This is a genomic window from Sphingobacterium spiritivorum ATCC 33861 (assembly GCF_000143765.1).
Taxonomy (GTDB): Bacteria; Bacteroidota; Bacteroidia; order Sphingobacteriales; family Sphingobacteriaceae; genus Sphingobacterium; species Sphingobacterium spiritivorum.
This window is the reverse complement of sequence record NZ_GL379773.1, coordinates 70,219-92,501: the sequence shown is the minus strand read 5'-3', so window position 1 is coordinate 92,501 and position 22,283 is coordinate 70,219. Positions and strand designations below refer to the sequence as shown.

The following is a 22,283-nucleotide window of genomic DNA, read 5'->3' as shown; positions in this document are numbered from 1 at the left end:
AAAGGTTATTGAGGGTTTACGATATCTAAGTAGCCTGCATATTCTTTTTTATTGAAAATGACCTTATACATATAGGTGCCATTCGGCAGAGGGCTCGAATTGGATATTCCGGTCCAGTCATTTTGGTAATCCCGTGCAGAAAACACTAATCTCCCGTTTTGACTATATACATATACTTCATTTTCAGGATCAGCTTCGATATTTTTGATCAGCCAGTAATCATTGATACCGTCATTATTCGGTGTAATGATATTATTGATCTTCAGCTGATAAGTCGATTCGATCAGATCCAACTGTAATGATGCCGTGGCAATACAACCATCTGAAGATTTACCGGTTACTTTATAGTTGATTCCTCTGCCGGCATTTAGGGTTATACTGTTGCCTGAACCTATGGAACTTTCGTTTGCAAACCATTCGTAACTGTAATCAGCAGACGGATTTACCACATTGAGTGTTACAGGTTTGTTCTCTAACAGAGGTCTGCTGTTATCATATGCGATCTTTAATTCTGGGGGAGAGGTGGCTGTAATATTGAAACTTTGGGTATAAGAATCTATTCCTCCGTTATTTGTTCCTCCATTATCTTTGACGGTAACGTTGATACGGGTTGTCCCTGCATATGTCTCTTTTAATATAATTCTGATGGCTCCGGTAGAAGATGTGGTTTGAAGTATCTGCAGCTCATCAAAGAGATCTGCCTGATCTGCCTGAATGGACAGCGTCGTCTGCTGACTGGATTCTTTTCCCGGAGAAATTCCGTTTATCAGCACTTCATATTCTTGCCCGCTGTTGCAATATGTCAGGTCAGCGATGTTTTGAAAAGTCGGAGCCTGATTGACAAAATTGATGTTTATAGTCAGTTCCGTTTCTTCACTGGTTTTGCGATCATTGTCTACAGTAGTGGTAAATTTAATACTCTGGGTCAGGCCATAGCTGAAATCTGCAGGATCCAGAATGCGTACCTCGCCTGAGCTTGTATCCATTTCGATTGCCGGAATACCATTCTGATTGGGATCATCGGTTTTGAGGAGTTTCCAGTTTTTTAAAGGACCATTTAAAGGATTCGTAGCCTGCAATCTGGTCAGGATATTTCCTTTGGGACTTCCTTCATTTACAGTTATCGGAACGACCTGTACAACGGGTCTGGGTAGCTCTTCAGTAGTAAACTTACCAATATTGCTGGAAGCCTTTTCTGTATCCCGGAATGCTTCTACCTTCCAGTAATAACTCTGTATGTATTCCAGTTCCTCAGGAACCGTAAATGTAGCCGGTCTGATGTGGTCCGCAATTTTGATCCAATCATCAGTTGATTTACCCAGAAAAACACTGTAGGTTTCTTCATCACTTCTCCATTTAAAGACAGGGTTAAGTGCATTTTGCAAAACAGCATCTTGTGCAGGAGTAATCAATACCGGAGGAGCTACAGGAATACCGGTCGCATACAATTGAGAAATATCTTCGTCAGACAAAGCATAGTTGTAAAGCTTTACTTCGTCCAGTTGGTCTCTGTATATTTTATTTTCGGCAGAATTACCGATAAGCAGGTCTACATTATCCTGTCCTATATTTTGTGCGAGCGCAGAGGCAGTTTTGATAAATTTTCCGTCAATGTAAAGGGATATCTTGGCATTTTCCACATCCCGCACGGCAACAATATGATGCCATTGATTATTGAACAAATTGTTGGCCGCTATCCCCGTGGTCACTTCGTTTTTACCACGTCCGCTGACGCTGGAATCGTCATCAATAGCAAAAACAAGATTACCGTTATTATTTAATTGAATACCATACCATCTTCCTACACCCGAAAAAGTACCCTTTTGTATCAGGTAGGCATTTGTTGCGGAGGTCGTGTAGGTATTGCTGCTGCCTTTCATCCAGAGGGATATGCTGAAGGAGTTGTAGTCAAATTTGTTTTGTTCTCTCGCCGGTATAACGATTGCTTTAGTTGAAGTTGTTCCGTTGGCTGTTTTAAATTCAACAGCACCATTACTTTTTCCCGAAGCCACAAAAGGCGATGCACTGAAGGAGCGTGTTTTTCCGTGATTTGCATATTTGCTGTAATCGTATCCGACTGCCTGTTGATCATCAAAAGAATAATAACCTACTAATTCACGCTTATTCGGATTCGCTGTAAAGCTCCATACTGGACTTTCCTTACTCACCCCGTTGTTTTGTACGATGACTTTCCAGTAATAAATGCTGCCGGGATCAAGTAATCGGAAGGTAAAGTTCTTTTCGGTTGCGGGTAAGGATGCTGCTTTATGAAGCTGATCTGCAGACGTGCCAAAGTAAATATCAAAAGAAGTTGTATTTTCTCCACCTGACCAGCTGACAGTTGTCTGATCTCCTCTTGAAGAAATACCTTTATCTGTAGGAAATGGAGTATGTGCAGCCAATAGTCCGACATGCTCTAAATAATCCCTTTGAATGGCCGAGTCTGCTAATGCATAATTGTAGATTTTCAGTTCATCGAGTTTGCCGAAATATGGTGCAGAGTTGAGATTGTTCTGTTTTAAAAACTCCAGTTCTCCTATATTTCCGATAATCAGGTCGGATAATTCACCTATGCCGCTTGTTGCTTTACTGATCGTTGCCTCCACATTCAGTTTCCCGTTGCGATAAAGCCTGATTTTTTTGTTTTCTGTATCACGGATTACGGTTACATGTGTCCATTGTCCGGTGTAGAAATCTGAAGTTTTAGCAGTGATCTCATCCTTTCCAAGGTTGTCGTTATCGATTGCAAACCGAAAATTTTCTTCTTTTACTTCTATATTAAATCGATTGCCGGTAGCGCCTGTGGTCGTATTTTTGGTAATTGATCCTTTGCATAATATATAGGAGCTATTCGTAGAAGTCGGACGATCTTCCTGAGCGGCTTTCATCCAGAAGGTAATGGTGAAAGAAGAGTTGTTGAGGTATAAATGATCCTTATGTGGTATACTGGCAGAATAAGTGGAGGGATCGGCTTTCTTCAGATCCAGCGCTCCATTATGCACACCTTCCGTGCGGAGTGAAATCCCCAGATCTGAAGTGCGGGACAGCTCACCGTGATTGGCAAAAGCTGACTGATCAAGTAAGGTTGTTTCCAGTTCTTCTGTTGTCTCGTCAAAATTCCAGTGTCCGACAAGCATTTTTGGAAAGAGCTGCTCCGTCCTGAATGTCCAGACCTCACCGGTTGTGATTCCTTTGTCATTACTGGCGTCTACCCGCCAGTAATAGGAAGTGTTATTTTCCAAATCGGATATCACAATCCCGGGTCTTGCACTATAAGCGACTTCCTGTTTCAAAATAAGATTACCGGCGTCTTTTCCGAAATATACCGCGTAGGTTTTGGTGTTGCTGCTGCCAGTCCAGGAAAGGTCTATAGCACCTTCATTCAGAATCACATGGTTATATAAATGAACCGGAGAAGGTTGTGCAGCAGGAACAGGAGCAGTAGGTATGGCTGTTGTACGATGAGATAAAGCAGTGCTGAATACCGATTCTTCCTGATTGTGAATTGATTTCAACCGGTAATAATAAAGGGTGTTAGGTTTGAGGTTATCGTCGTTAAAAGTATTTTTATTGATGTCTGTAGTGGTTACCGGAGTCCATTGTATAGCATCAACAGATCTTTCAATATGTGTTTTTACGTCAGGCGAATTATTCTCCCAGGACAAGGTAACGACACTTCTGGCAGGTGTCTCATCATACGAGAGACTCGTTGCTTTGATGTTTTTTGGAGGCCTTACGAAGTCAGTGGGTTGCTCATCTGTGAGCATATTGATATATACCTCAATATTAAGATAGGGAGCATGAGCACTGCTTTCCTTTAAGGCATCTGACGGATCATTTTTATTGAGTCCTAACCGTTCTTCCCATTCATCCGGAATACCGTCATTGTCAGTGTCCGCAGGAAGTTGTGCCGGATAGAAGTCTCCCAGACCTCCGTTGCTTAGTCCGTTATCCGTTTCACGGTACATGTATTGTGCTGATTTGCCAATACTCATCAGATCAGCGATCATACCTGCATCTACCTGATCGCGATTGGGGAAGGTTGCTCCTACATTAGATACGATCCATTGGTATGCTTCGGAGGCAGACATGCCAGGGGCTATCGTTGGATAGCTGGAATAATCCTCTGCATTTTTAAAATTTTCAGGCTCAATTCCCGGATACCAGGTGCTGTTGGCTTGCATCTCCGTGCCATTCAATACCCCATCATAATTGCGGTCATAGTAGTTGCCTCGCTGATACAGGTTGAAATTACCATTTCCTCTGGAAAATGGGGTTGATTTAGATTGTGGAGTTGCCGGACCGGCAATAAAGTAATTGTTTAATAAGGTCACATTCGATTCTCCGGAAGATTCTCCTCCAAGGATATAAGCATCTGCCGAAATGCTGTGATCGGCATAAGTGGTATTGGCATTTCCAAAATTGTAAACGACATTATTGACAAACTCATTTATACCTTTTACTTTGGGGTTTCTGGTCTTATTGCTCATGTAGAGCGATTTCAGTATGCTGATTTTTCCACCTGTCTGAATCAGTCCGCCTGCAGAGTGATTGTGCCGGTGTAATCCCTGTCCGATAATAGAGTTTTGTATAGTAATGTTATCAGGTTCACTACCTTTATTGTCCCAGTTGATTGAAAATACTTCATCCAGTCCCCAGGAAAAGGACATATGATCAAGGATGATATTCGTTCCGTTGGCAATACCGGAAGCATCATCATTTTTTCCGGCGCCTCCGTTGACACCCAGTCGTATACGAAGATGACGGCTAATCGTATTGGACGCTCCGCTAAAGGAAACTCCGCGTCCGTAGAGTACGACTCCGTCGCCGGGAGCAGTCTGACCTGCAATGGTAGTGTTGGCGGCCACTTGAATTTTACTGCTGAGCGTGATGATACCACTAACTTTGAAGATGATAAATCTACCGGGTTGACTTACGGCATCTCTGAAGGATCCGGGACCACTGTCATTAAGATTCGTTACAAAATATACCGATCGGGAGCTATATCCCCGTGCTCCGGTAGCATATCGGCCGAAACCTTCTGCACCGGGAAATGCTAATGTTTGTGCTAAACTGTTCTGAAGATTTTCGAGCGAAAATAGCAGGCAGAACAACATGCAAAGAACATACTTTCTTTTCATATCAGATGTTTGAGTTTTACAATTGGTTAATTTTCAGGAGTATCCCATAGGAAGGAGACCCTTTTGCAAATTTTACCATTAATTGTGAGATGACTGACCTGAACTATCCTGTTCCGGTATAGGGGATAATCTTAGACTTAATTAGCCTGATTAAAGTCGTGAGAATACCGGATTGAGCCACTTAAATGGAAAGAAGAGTTGGGGTAGAGAAGAGTTGGTGCTTTGATAGGGAGGGCTGAAGAAGTTAAATGCTGTTTACAATCGGAACCATTGTGTTAAGAAAATGATAGTACCTGACAATGTCCCGAATGCTATCCGTAAATGTTTTAAAGCTTTCGTTATCTGATTTTCTACAGAACGTTTTGAGATTCCGAGCTTTACTGCAATTTCATCATTACTGAGATTTTCAAAACGACTTAGTTGGAAAATTTCCTGACAACGAGGCGATAATTTTTTCAGAACATCCCCAACTGAAGATTTGATATCTTCCTGTTCCATCTTTTCAAGTACTAAATTGGAAACACTTGTTTCGGTTGTGACTTCCTGATATTGGTTGAATGCAATCTGATTTTCTTTTGAATCTTTCAGCACTTTATAAACATGATATCTGGCACATGTCCGAAGGTAAGCCGAAAATGAACGAATCTGAAGATATTGACGCCTGTTCCACAGATTCAAAAATATATCAAGTGTTATTTCTTCACTTTTTTCACGATCATTCAGATAGGAAAATGTTGTTGTGTAAATAAGAGACCAAAACCGATCATATAATGTAGAAAAAGCTATCTGACAATCCTCAATTTGAACGGTCACCCATAATTGCTGATCTGTCAGCAATGTATTCTGATAATATTGCTTCTTACGTAAAGGCATCGAATCTGCTTTATAAGCGTGATGGTATCTGATTTATAGTTGGTTTTTTGATGGATGAGTAATGATTATGTCTAACCATTACCATATACAATTATAAAAAATAAAATAGAAACAAAAAATATTTTTGCAGGTGTGTTACACTTCAGAAATACACTCTATAGAAATAGAAACCTAAATAGAGGAGAGTATGCTAACCAAAGAAGAATATATCCGGTTATACGAAAAATATCAGCAGGGACTCTGTACGGAAGAAGAATATATTATGCTGGAATCCTATGAGGATAGTTTTGAGTTGGAGGAAACAAACTGGAATGAAATGCGCATGGGAAAAAAAGAAGATGTGAAAAGAAGAATCCATGGCAAGATAAAAGACCATATTAAAATTTCGCATTTCAGAAAGTATAAAATTTTATACAGGGGTATTCAGACTGCGGCAGCCGTTTTAATTCTATGTTTCGGAGCTTATTGGTTATGGAACCTGAAAGATGATTCCGGAAATAATCTTCGGGCTAAAGTCGTCAATAAAAAAATACTTCCGGGAGGAAACAAAGCTACTCTTACATTGGACAATGGTACTGAGGTGGATCTCAATGCGTTGAAAACCGGTGATTTAACATTTGAGGGTCAGGTAGTGGCGAGTAAAAATGCTGAAGGGCAGCTTACGTACGATCAGCCTAGCTCAGTAGCTTCAAAGATCAGTTACCACGTTTTGCGCACGCCACGAGGCGGGCAATATCAGATCGATTTGTCAGACGGAACCAGGGTATGGCTTAATGCGGAATCGTCTGTACGTTTTCCTACTTCTTTTACGGGCGAAGAACGAGTCGTTGAAATTACAGGTGAGGTCTTTTTCGACGTACAGAAACAAAATGGAAAACCATTTATTGTGAAGACAGCAGATCAGAAAATCACAGTACTTGGTACACGGTTTAATGTGAATGCTTATGTAGAAGAGTCTTCAGTACAAACTTCCCTGATTGAGGGAAAAATTCTTTTGGATGTTAATAGCAAGAGGTACAATCTCAATCCCGGACAACGTACGACTTATGATAAAGGAAGTAAGCGTGTAGATACAGAGACATTTAATCCAAAAGAGATCCTGGCCTGGCAAAGTGGTAATTTTTTCTTCGATGCAGAAGGAATAGAAAGTATCATGCGCAAAATAGCGCGATGGTATGATGTGGAAATTGTCTACCAGGGTGATATGAAGGACAAAATATTTTCTGGAACTATTTCACGTTTCGGAGAAGTGCAGGATGTGCTTGATATGCTTGCGCTTACAGGATCAGTAAAGTTTAGAATAGAGGGAAGGAGGATATACGTTATGGGATAAACTCTATTTAAAATCAGATAACCGGAAGCGATTGCAGCGCTCCCGGTATTGAAGCTAATACAATTAAAACCTATTTAATTACATTAAACCGTAAACCAAATGTACAAAAATTATGATGTGCAGACAAGACTGTATGGTCTTTCAAGAGGCACAACAATCTGGAGAATCATGAAACTATTAGCATTTTTTATGGTGCTTGGGGCGATGTCTGCGAATGCCGCTGTTCACGCCCAAAAGGTAACATTGGCCATTAAAAAGTCAACACTGGAAAAAGCGTTGCTTGAGATCAGTGAACAAAGTGGTCACCATTTGCTCTATAATCCGCGGATGCTGCTAAACAGTAGCCCTGTATCAGTGAATCTTAAGGATGTGTCACTGGAAGAGGCCTTAAAGCAGTGTTTTATTAATCAACCGGTGGTATATACAATTAATAAGAAGACTATTGTTGTACAGGAAAATTTACACAATTCCTCTAAAGATAAGACGATCCCTCCTAAGCAAAATGAGGCCTTACAGACCTCAATAAGTGGTACTGTGACAGATTCTGTCGGTCCTGTTGCAGGTGCAACTGTTTCTGTAAAAGGGGTATCAGGACAAGGAACAACAACAAATGAACAGGGACAGTTTAAAATACAAATACCAGGTTCCAGGGCTGCACTGATTATTAGTATGGTCGGCTATGAAACACAAACAATAGCAGTACAGGGCGGATCTGTCCTTAACGTCAGACTAAATCGCAAGAGTACGGATATTGAAGAGGTAGTAGTGGTAGGCTACGGTACACAGCGCAAAAGTGATCTGACAGGATCAGTAGCCTCTATTAATAAAGCGCAGATCAGTGCTTTTCCACTGGCCGGCACAGCACAGGCGCTGCAGGGACGTGCACCGGGTGTTGCTGTATCCAGTACTAATGGCGAACCGGGAAAAGCTCCCCGTGTTCGTATACGTGGGGGTACTTCTATAAATGCCAGCAGCGATCCTTTATATGTTGTTGACGGGTTTCCAGGAAGTACTCCGCCAGCTCCTGAAGATGTAGAATCCGTAGAAGTATTAAAAGATGCTTCAGCGACAGCTATTTACGGATCCAGAGGAGCAAACGGTGTAATAATGATTACAACTAAAAAAGGAAAAGTAGGTAAGCCGGTTATAGAATTGAATAACTCTTTGGCGACACACAAAGTGGGTAAAAGACTCGAGTTGCTGAATGCATCAGAATTTGCATCTTATATTAATGATACCTATATCAATTCCGGAAACAATAATATTCCATATCCCAATCCGGAGAGTTATGGAACAGGTACAGACTGGCAGGATCTGATCTTCCGTACAGGAAATCTGCTCAATAATCAACTCGCTGTTTCGGGTGGCTCGGATAATATTCGTTATTACACAGCATTAAATCATTACGGACAGAAAGGAGTAATTATTAACTCTAATTTCAGAAGGTTATCCGGAACATCAAATATGGATATTACTTTTTCTGATCGGGTAAAAATGGGAACACGACTTATGTTTAACAGAAACTACTTAAGTGGTGTCCGTACACAGGAGGCCGGTAGCGGTACGACTACAGCTGGAGTAATAGCTGCTGCTCTGCGCTTTGAACCTACCCAGGGAGTATATGATGCTAATGGCAAGTATACATTGAAACAGGTAGGCGATCCGCATGATAATCCTGTAGCAGTTGCTACGGAACGTCAAAATAATGTAACTACCGATCTCTTTCAGGGAAATACATATATAGAATTGGGTCTTCTGAAAAACCTGATTTTCCGAAGCACACTTGGCATCCAGATAAGCAATGAGCGTACAGGTAATTACGCCTCTAAAGCACTTGTTGAAGGGAGAAATGTCGGAGGTATAGGATCTATATATGCAGCGAAGAATACGAATCTTATTAGTGAAAATTTCCTGACCTATAATCAGACATTCAATGATATACATAACCTTACTGCGATGGCAGGGTACTCCTATCAAAGTTCGCGTAATGAAGCCTGGCAGGCCAATAATCGTAATTTTATCTCAGATAGCTTTTCTTTCTGGAACTTAGGTGCCGGATCAAGTTATCAGAATGCATTTTCGAATCTGGAAGATTGGCTGATGTCTTCCTTTTACGGACGTGTCAACTATAATTTTAAAAGCCGGTATCTGTTTACAGTCACAGGTCGTTATGACGGATCTTCGCGATTTGGGAAAAATAATAAATGGGCATTTTTCCCATCAGGAGCATTTGCCTGGAATGTTAAGCAGGAACCCTTTATGCAATCCTTAGAGGCAATCAGTAATTTAAAGATCAGAACAAGCTATGGTGAAACCGGAAATTCCGAAATAGGATCTTATCAATCACTGGCTCGCTTTTCACCAACATTGACTACGATAGGTGGAATGCCGGTGAATGCTGTCCGTCCCACGAATGTAGCTAATCCGAATCTTACCTGGGAAACTACAAGACAGACTGATGCAGGGCTGGACATAGGGTTTTTGGATAACAGAATAAACCTGACAGTAGATTATTATTATAAAAAGACTGTTGACCTGCTGTATCAGGTTCCGTTACCTATTTATTCCGGATTTACCAATTCTCTTCAAAATGTGGGTAGTGTACAAAACAAGGGATGGGAATTTGCATTGCAAACTGTTAATCTGAATGATAAGATAAAATGGAATACTGATTTTAACATTACATTCAACCGCAATAAAATCCTTCAACTTCCTAAGGGTGATATCCGTTATAATAGTATTCCGGCTCATATGTTATCTACTGAATCACAGATTCTACGTGAGGGAGAAGTTGTCGGAGCCTTCTTCGGGTGGGTGTTTGACGGGCTGTATCAACAGGGTGACGACTTTAGTGCACAGCCCGGCAAGAAACCGGGAGATGTCCGGTATAAGGATATTTACGGTCGCGATGCCTCTAATAATCTGACAGATGGGCCGAATGGTGTGGTCAACGCTGATGATCGTAAGGTCATCGGAAATCCTCATCCTGATTTCACATTTGGATTCAATAATGACTTGAAATACAAAAATTTTGATCTGAACATCTTTATGCAGGGGTCATATGGGAATGATATGCTGAATATAACCCGTATGGAGCTGGACTGGATGGCAGGAAAAGGAAATGCAACCAAAAATGCCTTGCGGCGCTGGACTCCTCAAAATACCAATACGGACATTCCCCGTGCAAATTCGGCAAACAATCCTGAAGTCTCCTCACGCTGGATTGAAGACGGATCTTACCTCCGTCTGAAAAATCTTGCCCTGGGTTATAATTTTACTGAAAAATCTCTTCAGAAGATCGGTGTAAAACGCCTGCGTGTATTTTTCAGTGCTCAAAATATATGGACATGGACAAAATATTCCGGATATGATCCGGAAGTAAGTTTTCAGGACTCCAATCAAAACATAGGTCTGGATTACATGAGTTATCCGAATATCAAATCATTCACTTTTGGTTTTAATGCCGGATTTTAATCTTGAAATATCATGAAAAAGAACACATTATTCAGAATTTTAGTATTAACGACACTTCTCGTTACTAGTTTTTCCTGTACAAAGCTTGATGAAAAAGCTGTCAGCATTCTGACACCGGAACAATATTTTAAAACAGAAGCCGATGCAGAAGCCTCTGTAATGGGAATTTATAGTTTACTGGCAAATGCAGACAGCTATGGACGGCGTCTGGTGATGGTACTTCAACTGTTGGGAGATGATTGTGATATTGGTGATATTGGTACACAATCCAGTCGTATCCAATTGAACAGTTTTAGACATGACTCCAGCAATCAGGATGTTCTTGCGGTGTGGCGTACGGCATATCTGGGTATCGGAGCTGCAAATGCAGCTATAGACGGTATTCCGGCCGTAACTATGAATGACACAAAAAAAGCCGCATTGATAGCTGAGGCACGTCTTTTAAGAGCTTTATATTATTATCATCTGGTACAACTCTTCGGAGACATCCCGTATATAGGTGAATATGTCAGCGACCCTTCCAAAGTAACGAACATTAGTAAAACATCTGCGGAAAAAGTCTATGAGAATATTATAGCTGATTGTGAATTCGCTATCAAAAATCTTCCGGACACATATTCGGGAGCTGTGAAAGCGAGACCAACTAAAGGTTCGGCACATACATTACTTGCTTCTGTATATATGATCTTAAAACGTTGGCCGGAAGCTGCTGAACAGGCCGAAATCGTTATAAAAAATGCGTCTACTTATCAGTATGGGTTGGTACAGGACTATCAAAATCTGTGGAAAGCGGATCTAGGCTATCAGTCCGAACATATATGGGTTGTAGATTTTGCAGGTAAGATGACGGGAGAAAATAATGCAAATGTTGACTATACAGCACCAATGACAGGGGTGAGAGATGCGGATATGCTGGGGTGGAGTGACCTTCAACAGGAATGTATAACAGTGTCTCTGATGAAGACTATCGGAAAAAAGTAAGTTTTCTTACCCAGACACCAGTCAAAGGCGTTATGACCTCTTATCAGAAATGGAAATGGCCGAGAATCCATATGGCTAAATGGTGCCTCTATCCGGGGAAAAATGCCAGTGCGGAAGGTTCGGATTCAGATAATAAATATGTAATCTTCCGTTATGCCGAGGTGCTCCTTATGGCTGCAGAAGCAATAAATGAAGCAAACGGAGGCCCGACTTCTGCAGCGTATAGCTATATCAATGCTGTTCGTGCGAGAGCTCGCTATACCCCGGAAGGAAGTCGCTCTTATCCCGCAGATTTACAATCAGGTATGAGTCAGGATGCTTTCCGTCAGGCTGTACGTGAAGAACGTAGAGTAGAGTTAGCTTTTGAGTGGAAACGCTGGTATGATCTAAAGCGGTGGGGAGTAATTGTCGAGGCATTTAATGGGGCGACAGCTTATGAAAGTCAGCCAAATGTGAAGTCTTTTCATGCATTGCTTCCTATACCTCAGGAAGAAATTGGTCGCAATGCTAATCTGTTGCCTCAAAACCCGGGTTACTAAAATTATATCCGTAACAAAAAAATATATAATGAAGGGATTAATTTCAATTATAGTGCTGATGTGTGTATCGGTAATACTCACTGCACAAACCAAAACAGGGCAGAATAAAGGAAAGTTGCACTTACCTGCGACATATGTAGATACACAGCTTAAGGATGCTGTGAAACAATATAAGTATATGGCCACAAGACTGAATGAACCAGGTCGTCTTCCTAAAACGTATTATGCAAATAAGGATTCTCTGGAAACAAGCGGACCGGAATGGTGGACATCAGGATTCTATCCGGGGACATTACTATATCTTTATGAATATGCAGGAGATTCTGTATTGAAAGCTGAAGCAGATAAAGTGCTCCGGATACTTGAAAAAGAAAAGGACGATAAAACTACACATGATCTGGGCTTCATGCTCTATTGTAGCTTCGGCAATGCCAATCGCCTGCAGCTAAGTGCACATTATAAGCAAATCCTGTTGACAGGTGCTGAATCACTGATCTCACGTTTCAATAGCAAAGTAGGCTGTATCAAGTCCTGGGATCTTGTCAACAGTAAATGGCAATTTCCGGTAATTATTGATAACATGATGAATCTCGAATTCCTGAACTGGGCCTCTCGTGAAAGTGGTGATCAGAAATATATCAATATTTCTAAAACTCACGCAAATACAACTTTGAAACATCATTTCAGGGACGATTACAGCTCCTATCATGTTGTAGATTATGATTCCATCTCAGGTGAAGTGAGAAACAGGCATACAGCTCAGGGAGCCAGACATGAGTCCGCATGGGCGCGGGGGCAGACATGGGGATTGTACGGTTATACTATGATGTATAGGGATACCAAAGATGTAACTTATCTTAATCAGGCCATTCACATCGCAGAGTTTATATTAAATCATCCCAATCTGCCTAAAGACGGCATTCCTTACTGGGATTTCAATGCTGATAATATTCCGGATGCTAAACGGGACGCTTCTGCAGCGGCTATCATGGCCTCAGCTTTGCTCGAGCTACAGTCATATGTCAACAAAGAACAGCAGGAAAAGTATCTGCTGGCTGCAGAAAAAATGTTGAAAAGTCTGGGGTCGAAAAATTACAAAGCGGAAAATGGTACTAATGGAGGTTTTATATTAGAGCATTCCGTAGGCCATATTCCTGCTAATTTTGAAATAGATGTACCTCTGACTTATGCGGACTATTATTATGTAGAGGCACTGATGCGCTATAAAGCATTGTTATAGTATTAGAAAGCCAATCTTTCATTCAGTAATTTATAGCCGGTACATATTTTTGTACCGGCTATTTTTTTGTCAGCATTTAAGTGATAAAGCAATTCCTGACCTAAGAAGTGTTTATATATTTAAAATGAATTGTAACTTCCTGTTTACATGCTTTAATAAAAGCGAAAGAGCATATAGAGAACTTTGCGTCTACTGTAAAAAAGATTACTTTTGTGATTCGTTATTTTTAGATTCAGCATTATTTATTGATCAATCTGCTAGTTAGCGGTCATTGTAGAACGAACAAGTAAAATAAACAGACTGACAAAATGAAAATTGAAGAACACAATCTAAACAACATTAAAATTGCCGAAATTTTATCTGCTGCAAGAATCATAAATACAAGTCAAGACGGGTTAGATTTGTTAGGAAATTTATATTATCAAGGCTTTGACAAGATAGTAATTCATAAAGGTAACATAACACCCGATTTTTTTTGACCTGAGAACTGGAATAGCAGATGAAATACTTCAAAAATTTTCTAATTATCGAGTTCAGTTGGCAATAGTTGGTGAGTACTCAAAATACAATAGTAAAAGTTTAACGGACTTCATTTATGAAAGTAACAAAGGCAGACATATTAACTTTGTTAATTCAATGGAGGAAGCGTTAAACGTTCTTTCAAGTAAATAAATCTAAAAAAAATAACATAATATATGGACGGACGAAAATTTGCAGAAGAATGGATACATTCTTGGAATACGCACAATCTGGAAGACATATTATCTCATTACTCAGATGACATTGAAATTACAACCCCAATGATAAAATTGGCTCTGGGTGTAGATAATGGTTCGTTAAAAGGGAAAGACCTTGTAGCAGATTATTGGCAAAAGGCGTTAAATAAATTGCCGGACCTTCATTTTGAGTTATACGATGTAACGGTGGGAGTTAATTCTGTTGCTCTATATTACAAATCAGTGATGAATAAAAAGGCAATTGAAGTTATGTTTTTTGACGAATATGGGAAGGTAAACAAAATGTTTGCTCATTATACAGGGTAAAAGCAACGAATCCCTAACCATCACAAATTAATCAACCTTAAAATTATGGACAATCAAAAATTTCAATTTTCAGAAGACTGGGTAGTGGTCATTTTAGGTCTGGGAATTATTGCTTTAGCTTTATCGGGAATCATTATTCCAACGCCAAAATTTTCCTGGTCAGATCTCTCGTCTCTGCAGCATGATGTCCTGAATTTCGAAAATATTAGAGCCATATTTTTTCAGTTTGCAGCAGTTTACGGAACGGCAATTGTTGGAGCCATATTGCTGTCCAAACCTTTAAAAGCATTGTTAATTGTATTTCCGGTAGTCTTTGTGTTGACTGTATTAGCGCTAATTGCTGCGGGCAATGCTGTTGTCAAGGATTATAATCTGGAAGCCGTGATTTTTAGTTTAGTGATAGGCCTTGTGATCAGCAACTTCTTTAAATTACCCCAGTGGTTTAAGGATGCATTAAGCACAGAATTGTATGTCAAGATAGGTTTGGTATTGCTGGGAACTACTGTCATCTTTGGTGATATCCTTAAAGCAGGTTCTTTGGGACTAATACAGGCCCTTGTTGTCGTTCTTTCCGTTTGGTATTTTGCGTTTTGGCTGTGTAAAAAATTAAAGATAGATAATGAAATGTCTCTGATGATCTCCAGTGCCGTTTCTATTTGTGGAGTTTCTGCAGCAATTGCTACGTCCGGAGCCATCAAAGGAGACAGTAAGAAGCTATCTTACGTTATCTCACTGGTATTGATCACAGCTATACCGATGATGATTTTTATGCCTTATATGGCCAGCTGGATGGGACTTTCACAGGAAGTCACCGGAGCATGGCTTGGGGGAAGTATCGACACGACGGGTGCTGTGGTTGCATCCGGATCACTGGTCGGAGAGGAGGCTTTGAAAATAAGTACCATCGTTAAGTTTTCGCAGAATGTATTGTTAGGGATTGCTGCTTTTGCAATCAGTATTTACTGGAGCTATTCCAAATCCGTCAATGAAGAGACAAAACAGGAGAAGCCTACATTAAAAGTTATCTGGGAGAGATTCCCCAAATTTGTAATCGGTTTTATTTTTGCTTCCTTACTTTTCTCTTTCGTCATCTCACCGGAAAAAGTGGATACTGTAAAAGGAAGTTTAAAAAGCCTTCAGGGATTATGGTTTGCTCTGGCTTTTACCTCTATAGGTTTAGAAACCAACTTTAAAGATCTTTTTAAACAGGATAATAAAAAACCGCTTTACGCATTTTTGATCGCACAGACTTTCAATATCATAGTGACGCTGCTAATTGCGCTGGTATTATTCCGGTAAATCAGGATTAGTGACCGGTTATTTTTCCATTTTTTTGTATGGAAAAATGTACCTTAAAGCATCAATACCAGTGAAGGAATAATTTATTTATGACAGAAAGGGAACTTTTACAACAATATCGTGCCAGCGGCGAACTGGATGTATTGGGCAAGTTATATGCTCCTTATATGTCGCTTTTGTATGGTGTATGCTTTAAATACCTGAATGATGCAGATCGCAGTCAGGATGCAGTGATGCAAATATTTGAAGAATTGATCGACAAATTGAGAATTCATCAGGTGGACAACTTCAAAAGCTGGTTGTACACGTTTTCGCGTAACTATTGCCTGATGCAACTACGTAAAGATAAACGTGTGCAGCAGGTGGACATTGAGGACCATCTCGCAGAAAGCGAACACTTTTTAGATAACAGCTCTGATCAGTTATGGGATGAAGTCCATTTTGAAAAACTGGAAACCTGTATGTTAACCCTTAATCCGGAACAGGAGCGCTGTATACGTTTATTTTATCTGGAACAAAAGTGTTATAAGGATATAGTAGAAGAAACCGGGTATGATATGAATAAGGTGAAAAGCTACATTCAGAATGGTAAGCGCAACCTTAAAATATGTATGGAGAAGAAGTAAAATGGAAAATAATTATCAATTATCACGTATTCACAACTACATCAATGGATTGATGAGTAAGGATGAGATGTTTCAGCTGGAACGTGAAGCGCTGGAAGACCCTTTCCTGCAGGATGCGATCGATGGATACCGGATGCAGAATAAGGTGGATATCGGAAAGCTGAGTTTGCTACAACAACGACTGAATAAGCGGGTAGCGGAGCAACATCAGGAAAAAGGAGTTCGCTTTTTCGGGTGGCAAAGACTTTCCATTGCCTCAGCAGCAGCTGTATTATTCGTGGTATCACTGGTGTTCCTGTGGATGAAAAATTATATGGTTCAAAAGCAGTCACGGACAGTAGATGTAGAGTTAAGTGTGGGAGAATACAGTATTCAGGTTGAACCTATCATGAACGGAGGAGAAGCGGTGCCGGCAGGAGGCTGGAAACAACTGGATAACTATATACATAAAAATAATCCCGGTTTGGAGGTTGGGGGAAGTGTAACTGTTTCTTTTGAGATAGATGAGAAGGGCAAACCTTATAATATCCGCATAGAACAAGCGGATAATGACCAGATCGCAAACAGCTCAAAGACATTACTGGAAAAGGGACCTAAATGGGAAGGTAAAGCTGCTACACTCCGTATAGTGTACCCGTCAAGATAAAAAAGAAAGGATGAATCAGAGATTCATCCTTTCTTTTTTATTATTCTTCCCAACGGATTTTTTCTGTTATTGGTGTACGGATCGGCTCTCTGCTCTCTGCCTGATGATGACCCAGGTAAAAGATACCGATACATTTTTGATTCTCTTCCAGATTCAGGAATTCTCCCAGATGATTGATTAATCCAGGACTGGCCCAGTAACCACCCAACCCAAGAGAGTGTGCTGCTAACCAAAGGTTTTCTATAGCACATGATGTTGCAGCCAACTCTTCCCATTCAGGCAGTTCGCCTGTATAATTGACAATAAGCGCAATAGCGACATTGGAAGACGTTGCTTTTTCGCCCATCGTGATCTCTGTTTTTTCCTGATATTTCTCTGCAGGTGTAACCGTTTTATAAATACGGGAAAGCTCTGTTCCCAAACGTTGTAATCCTTCTTTGCGGAAGATTACAAAACGCCATGGTTGTGTTCTTTTATGTGTAGGTGCAGCGTTTGCAGCTTCCAATATCGTCAGAATATCTTCACGGCTGACTTCCTGATCTGTGAAATTGGCTTGAAAAACTGCTCTGCGTGTTTGTATTGCCTCGATTACTTCGTTCTTATTGCTCATATTGTATATAGTCAAAAATTATATTTTAGAATTTATGCTTTCTCTTCCCATAATGCTGCAATATGCAGAATAGTGATGACCGCTTTCTGCATATCCTGTACAGATACCCATTCCTGTTTGCCATGAAAAGCATGTCCTCCGGCAAAGATGTTGGGGCATGGAAGGCCCATAAACGATAGACGGGATCCGTCAGTACCTCCGCGGATACTTCTTCTTTCAGGAGTCATGCCTCCTCGTTTGATAGCTTCCATCCCGATTTCCATGATCTGCGGATACTGGTCAAGCACCTCTTTCATATTACGGTACTGTTCTTTTACTTCTATTGTAAAAGTAGTTCCGGGATATTGTGCGATAACAGATTCCGCAATCGCTTCCAGTTCATCTTCGTGTTTTTTGAGATTGGAAGTGATATGGTCGCGAACGATAAAATGAATAACCGCTTTTTCAACAGTTCCGGATACACTTGCAGGATGTATAAAACCTTCCTTTTTACTGGTGCTTTCTGGTGAAAGTCTGTCCTTGGGAAGTGCATCGATAATAGCTCCGGCAATTTTGACCGCGTTCTGCATTTTGCCTTTGGCAAATCCCGGATGTACAGATACACCCTGAATCGTGATTGTGGCGCCGTCTGCAGAGAATGTTTCATCTTCAATTGTTCCGGCACGCTCTCCATCCATAGTATAAGCAAAGTCTGCACCCAGTCTTTTGAGATCTGCTTTATCTACCCCGCGGCCAATCTCTTCGTCCGGTGTAAATAAGATCTTGATATCTCCGTGTTTGATTTCAGGATGATTCATGAAGAGTCGGGCAGCATCCATGATCTCAGCTATTCCGGCTTTATCGTCTGCTCCCAGCAAAGTTGTTCCGCTTGCGGTGATCACATCATTGCCGATTTGATTGGCAAGATCCGGATGCTGATCAAATTTGATGACAATAGTTGTATCATCCGGTAATACCAGATCCTGCCCCTGATAATTGCTGTGTACCAAAGGCTTTACATCTTTACCTGATGAGTCAGGAGAAGTGTCCATGTGTGAGCAAAAACAGATCTTAGGAACATTCTTATCTGTGTTCGAAGGAATAGTAGCATATACATAGCCATTTTCATCTATTGCCGCATCTGTAATACCAAGGCTCAGCAACTCTTCTACAAGTAGATTGCCAAGGTTTTTTTGTTTTTCAGTGGAAGGGCAGCTAGGTGATTCGGCGTCTGATTGGGTGTCGATCTGTACATAGCGCTGAAATCTTTCGGAAACCGAAAAATCTGTTATGCTATTGATATCAAATGTACTCATGGTGAAAATTTACGCTTTAAAAAAATGATAAGCACAAAATTACGAAACTATAAAGGTATTGACGAATTTTAACTGCCATTCCTCTTTTTATTTGGTAATTGCCTTATTTTAAGTTACTTTTATGTAAAATCTTAAATTTTGAAAAACAAAGCGCTTCCGTTTTATAAGACCACATTTGTTATATTACTACTTGTGCAGGCTTTCCTGATTTTTAGTGATAACGAAATTTGCTTTAGAACAGGCTTAGGGATATTGCTGAGTTACCTGCTGATTCCAATATGGAATCTTTTGCTGAAAAGAGGCCGGAAAAATATGCAGATTCTTTTTAAACTGTATATTATTATCTGTGGATTATTTTTTATCATGAGTGGTGCTTATCTGTTGGCTACGCATATTATGATCACAGATTATTTTATGCTGAGTCTGGCTGTAAAGGGACTGCTAATGGGAATAGGTGTGGTTATTATCTTCAAATATCAGGAACTGACAGAGATGTATCAGGCTTACCTGGGCAGGGGTATCAAGTCCATACAATTATAAAGACATACTGCTTTGATGCTGTACAAAGCAGTATGTGTGATAAGTTTTTTATTTTTGACCGTCAGCCCACCCGAAAACCTTCTGCAACAGCGGCGTTGTGCGTGCACCGCCCAGATTATTTCTGATTTTTAGTTCCTGATCTGCTACCTTGATAAAAAGACCGTCAATTGCTTTTTGTGTGACATAGGCATTCAGATCTGTATTTACTTTTGATAGCGATAAAGGAAGAGAATTATAGGCTGATGTCAATTGTGTCCAGTAGGTACTCACATTATTTTTTCCTAATGCTCCTTCGACTATAGGGCTGAATTTGGAGGTTAACTCCGGAGTTGTTGTTGTTTTGAAAAATGTAGTAGCGGCATCCTGTTTTCCACTCAGAAGAATATTATAAGCATCCGTAATGGTCATTTTAGATAAGGAATTGGCAAATACCGGAGCAGCTTCTTTGACCGCTGTTTCGGCAGCACCATTCAGACTGACAATAAACTGATCACACAATTTTCCCATGCCTACACTTCGAAGTGTTTTTTCTATTTTCTGTGCTTCAGGTGGCATTAAAATTTTCACAGCAGCATCCCCAAGAAAACCATTTTTTGCGGACAGCGAATTTATACTGGATGTCAGTCCATTGCTCAGCGCCTGTTTGAGTCCGGAATTCATTTCCGTACTGCTCACCGTTGTCTTGCTTGCAGAAGTATCTTTTGGTTGTTGCTGATTTAGCTTTTGAGTTACTTTTTTAAGAATTTGAGCATGAGTCTCTTGTGTGAGTGACCCGGCTAATAATGATATAGCGAGAGTAAGGTAAATGTGTTTTTTCATGTCGTAAAAATCTGTTACAAAGATAACAGTATGATTGCGAAAATCGTGTAGCGTTTAATCTACCGCTGAAAAAGTAGGAAAAATAATGGAAAGGCAGGTCTTCAGCTAAAGAAGCAAGCTGTCGTTGGGAAGTAGAAATTACTGACTCCTGGAATCAGAGTCAGTAATCGGTATGCCGGTTCAGTGTAGCAGAATGAACCTTAATTCTGTACCAGATCTACCATGACAGGGAAGTGATCTGAAGGATATTTTCCAACATAAGTATCCGTCAGGATTCCATATTTTTTAACAGAAAACTGAGGCGTGATAAATATATGGTCTATACGTTCTGCAGGTTTAATGCTCTTGCCAAAACCATTGAAGGTAGAGTTTGGAGCATATCTGCTGTCAATTTTGCTGTAACTATCAGCGACAATACCACTGTTTGCTAATGTAAAATACGCTTCATCTGTTTCCGAAACATTAAAATCACCGGTAATAATGAGTGGTAAGTTTCCTGCAAATTCTTTGGCTTTGGCCATCATCAGTTTTGCACTTTCCTTACGGGCTGTGACACCGACATGATCAAAGTGAGTATTCATAAGGATAAATTGTTTTTTTGTTTTTTTATCCTTGAATATTCCCCATGTGCAGATCCGTGGCAAAGCGGCATCCCATCCTTTATTTGGTTTGCTGATATCTGTGGCCGAGAGCCAGAACGTTCCACTCTTGGAGACTTCAAATCGTTTAGTGTCGTAGAAAATTGCGGAGTATTCCCCTTTTTCAGCGCCATCATCACGCCCTACACCAATGTATTTAAACCCGGGCAATAAACGCTCCATGTCAGCTAGCTGGTCATTGAATCCCTCCTGTGTTCCGAATATTTCAAACTGATGAAATTTGATCAGATTCGTTAATGCTTCTTTTCGTTCATCCCACATGTTACCTGTATCGTGCGTGTTTTTCTGACGAATATTGTAAGTTGCGATACGGAACTGTTGTGCATATGTCATCGTACTGACAAGCGCAACAAGGACAGTAGCTATAATTGTTTTTCTCATTTTTTACTTTTTAAAAGTTCAGCTAACAACTCAGGATTATCTGTAGTCAGATAGTCTACCTTCTGATCCAGCAAAATCTGCATTTCTTCTTCTGTATTTACCGTCCATGCATTTACTTTAAGACCCAGATTCTGAAGTTCTTTTATCCAGGTTGGATTTTTCTTATAAACCGAGAAGTGGTAATCGGCGCCTGTCATTTTATCGTTCTTCAATTCCTGAGGGCTTTTATCTCCCATCAGATAATGAACTTTTGCTTTTGGATTGAGCTCTACAAATTTTTTACAGGCATTATAATCAAAAGCGATATATTCTACCATCTTTTCTCCTTTTAACTTTTTGACAAGCTCTACAGATTTCTGGGCTGCTAATAAGGTACGATCCAGACCCAGTTTGTTTGTTTTGAGTTCATAGATCAATTTTGTTTTTTTCTGTTTCAGACCTTCTTTCAGATATTCTTCTGCAGTAGGTATGGATTCGCCGTTCGGGTGTTTCTTCTTTAACAATTCATCGTATGTAGATGTGGCAATATCCAACCCATAGAAATCATTGTCGTGGTTTACAACCAGAACATCATCTTTTGTAAGATGAACATCAAACTCGGAGCCAAATACGCCTTCTGTAATTGCCGCATCAAGAGAAGCGAGAGAATTCTGAGGTAAGTTTGTGTTCTTCCATGCACCACGATGGGCAATAATAGGATTCTTTTGGGCAGATACAGCAGAAATACTTGCTCCTAAAATGAGCAGACTTAAAACCAGGTTTTTCATATATGTTTAATTTGTTG

General features: G+C 40.3%; 19 protein-coding genes. 12 read left to right on the top strand and 7 right to left on the bottom strand.

Annotated elements, in window-relative coordinates:
• Positions 1-5 precede the first annotated feature (5 nt).
• Together HMPREF0766_RS16650 and HMPREF0766_RS16645 are read right to left on the bottom strand one after the other, a co-directional pair.
• Positions 6-5,141: a LamG-like jellyroll fold domain-containing protein gene (locus HMPREF0766_RS16650; protein WP_002999739.1), complete on the bottom strand. Its 5,136-nt coding sequence runs from the start codon at positions 5,139-5,141 to the stop codon at positions 6-8.
• A 255-nt stretch (positions 5,142-5,396) separates the two neighbouring features.
• Positions 5,397-6,014 carry an RNA polymerase sigma-70 factor gene (locus HMPREF0766_RS16645; protein WP_002999738.1) on the bottom strand — a complete coding sequence of 206 codons (618 nt, stop codon included), beginning with the start codon at positions 6,012-6,014 and terminating at the stop codon, positions 5,397-5,399.
• Between the two features lie 187 nt (positions 6,015-6,201).
• Here HMPREF0766_RS16645 and HMPREF0766_RS16640 point away from each other — a divergent pair, with 187 nt between their 5' ends.
• The 11 genes from HMPREF0766_RS16640 to HMPREF0766_RS16600 all read left to right on the top strand — a co-directional run bounded on the left by HMPREF0766_RS16640 (position 6,202) and on the right by HMPREF0766_RS16600 (position 17,195).
• On the top strand, positions 6,202-7,347 hold the full coding sequence (locus HMPREF0766_RS16640; RefSeq protein ID WP_002999737.1) for a FecR family protein: 1,146 nt from the start codon (positions 6,202-6,204) through the stop codon (positions 7,345-7,347).
• A 99-nt stretch (positions 7,348-7,446) separates the two neighbouring features.
• Positions 7,447-10,821 (top strand): TonB-dependent receptor, encoded by a 3,375-nt coding sequence (locus HMPREF0766_RS16635; protein ID WP_002999735.1) that lies wholly within the window; start codon positions 7,447-7,449, stop codon positions 10,819-10,821.
• A gap of 12 nt (positions 10,822-10,833) precedes the next feature.
• Entirely contained in the window at positions 10,834-11,802 is a 969-nt protein-coding gene (locus HMPREF0766_RS22605; RefSeq protein WP_002999732.1) for a RagB/SusD family nutrient uptake outer membrane protein, read from the top strand.
• Complete coding sequence (locus tag HMPREF0766_RS22600) at positions 11,760-12,341, top strand: RagB/SusD family nutrient uptake outer membrane protein (RefSeq protein WP_002999730.1); 582 nt, start codon at positions 11,760-11,762, stop codon at positions 12,339-12,341. Before HMPREF0766_RS22605 ends, HMPREF0766_RS22600 begins: the two co-directional genes overlap by 43 nt.
• A gap of 28 nt (positions 12,342-12,369) precedes the next feature.
• Positions 12,370-13,581: a glycoside hydrolase family 88 protein gene (locus HMPREF0766_RS16625; RefSeq protein ID WP_002999729.1), complete on the top strand. Its 1,212-nt coding sequence runs from the start codon at positions 12,370-12,372 to the stop codon at positions 13,579-13,581.
• Positions 13,582-13,889: 308 nt separating this feature from the next.
• Positions 13,890-14,060, top strand: a complete 171-nt coding sequence (locus HMPREF0766_RS22595; protein ID WP_002999727.1) for a DUF4180 domain-containing protein — start codon at positions 13,890-13,892, stop codon at positions 14,058-14,060.
• A 58-nt stretch (positions 14,061-14,118) separates the two neighbouring features.
• Entirely contained in the window at positions 14,119-14,253 is a 135-nt protein-coding gene (locus HMPREF0766_RS22590) for a DUF4180 domain-containing protein (RefSeq protein WP_370445874.1), read from the top strand.
• A gap of 23 nt (positions 14,254-14,276) precedes the next feature.
• Positions 14,277-14,624: a nuclear transport factor 2 family protein gene (locus HMPREF0766_RS16615; RefSeq protein ID WP_002999725.1), complete on the top strand. Its 348-nt coding sequence runs from the start codon at positions 14,277-14,279 to the stop codon at positions 14,622-14,624.
• Positions 14,625-14,669: 45 nt separating this feature from the next.
• The gene (locus HMPREF0766_RS16610) at positions 14,670-15,923 is read left to right on the top strand and encodes a YeiH family protein (protein ID WP_002999723.1); all 1,254 of its coding nucleotides are present in this window, start codon (positions 14,670-14,672) and stop codon (positions 15,921-15,923) included.
• Positions 15,924-16,012: 89 nt separating this feature from the next.
• On the top strand, positions 16,013-16,549 hold the full coding sequence (locus HMPREF0766_RS16605; RefSeq protein WP_002999721.1) for an RNA polymerase sigma factor: 537 nt from the start codon (positions 16,013-16,015) through the stop codon (positions 16,547-16,549).
• Positions 16,509-17,195 (top strand): hypothetical protein, encoded by a 687-nt coding sequence (locus tag HMPREF0766_RS16600; protein WP_248676769.1) that lies wholly within the window; start codon positions 16,509-16,511, stop codon positions 17,193-17,195. Before HMPREF0766_RS16605 ends, HMPREF0766_RS16600 begins: the two co-directional genes overlap by 41 nt.
• Before the next feature lie 40 nt (positions 17,196-17,235).
• Here the strand turns inward: HMPREF0766_RS16600 and HMPREF0766_RS16595 are convergent, their stop codons facing one another.
• The gene (locus HMPREF0766_RS16595) at positions 17,236-17,805 is read right to left on the bottom strand and encodes a nitroreductase family protein (RefSeq protein WP_002999717.1); all 570 of its coding nucleotides are present in this window, start codon (positions 17,803-17,805) and stop codon (positions 17,236-17,238) included.
• Positions 17,806-17,837: 32 nt separating this feature from the next.
• On the bottom strand, positions 17,838-19,100 hold the full coding sequence (gene pepT, locus HMPREF0766_RS16590) for a peptidase T (protein ID WP_002999715.1): 1,263 nt from the start codon (positions 19,098-19,100) through the stop codon (positions 17,838-17,840).
• Positions 19,101-19,238: 138 nt separating this feature from the next.
• Here pepT and HMPREF0766_RS16585 point away from each other — a divergent pair, with 138 nt between their 5' ends.
• Positions 19,239-19,640: a hypothetical protein gene (locus HMPREF0766_RS16585; protein WP_002999713.1), complete on the top strand. Its 402-nt coding sequence runs from the start codon at positions 19,239-19,241 to the stop codon at positions 19,638-19,640.
• Positions 19,641-19,688: 48 nt separating this feature from the next.
• Here the strand turns inward: HMPREF0766_RS16585 and HMPREF0766_RS16580 are convergent, their stop codons facing one another.
• From HMPREF0766_RS16580 to HMPREF0766_RS16570, 3 genes are all read right to left on the bottom strand, one after another.
• Positions 19,689-20,459 carry a DUF4197 domain-containing protein gene (locus HMPREF0766_RS16580; RefSeq protein ID WP_002999711.1) on the bottom strand — a complete coding sequence of 257 codons (771 nt, stop codon included), beginning with the start codon at positions 20,457-20,459 and terminating at the stop codon, positions 19,689-19,691.
• A 200-nt stretch (positions 20,460-20,659) separates the two neighbouring features.
• Positions 20,660-21,499, bottom strand: coding sequence for an endonuclease/exonuclease/phosphatase family protein (locus HMPREF0766_RS16575; protein ID WP_002999709.1), 840 nt, complete (start codon positions 21,497-21,499; stop codon positions 20,660-20,662).
• Complete coding sequence (locus HMPREF0766_RS16570; protein ID WP_002999706.1) at positions 21,496-22,266, bottom strand: glycerophosphodiester phosphodiesterase; 771 nt, start codon at positions 22,264-22,266, stop codon at positions 21,496-21,498. The genes HMPREF0766_RS16575 and HMPREF0766_RS16570 overlap by 4 nt, the downstream gene beginning before the upstream one ends.
• Between the last annotated feature and the right edge of the window lie 17 nt (positions 22,267-22,283).